Genomic DNA, 225 nt, shown 5'->3' with positions numbered 1-225 from the left:
GACGATCGCGCAAAAAGCGCTCGCTTACGGAATGAAAGGGGTGCTCGTTGACGGCAACGATGTGCTGGCGGTGTATGACGTGATGAAACAGGCGGTCGAAGCCGCCCGCCGCGGCGAGGGTCCCATGTTGATCGAGGCGCTCACCTATCGGCTTGGGCCGCACACGACGGCGGACGATCCGACGAAATACCGGCGGCCGGAAGAGGTTGAAACATGGCGGACGAA

General features: G+C 62.2%; 1 protein-coding gene. It reads left to right on the top strand.

Features of this window, described 5'->3' with window-relative positions; all coding sequences use genetic code 11:
• Positions 1-225, top strand: a 225-nt coding sequence (locus tag LD028_RS09895; RefSeq protein WP_237811716.1) for a thiamine pyrophosphate-dependent enzyme, incomplete at both ends; no start/stop codon positions are given.

Origin of the sequence: Anoxybacillus sp. LAT27 (assembly GCF_022030075.1) — a bacterium.
Classification (GTDB): domain Bacteria; phylum Bacillota; class Bacilli; order Bacillales; family Anoxybacillaceae; genus Anoxybacillus; species Anoxybacillus kestanbolensis.
This window is presented reverse-complemented; position numbering and strand designations above follow the sequence as displayed.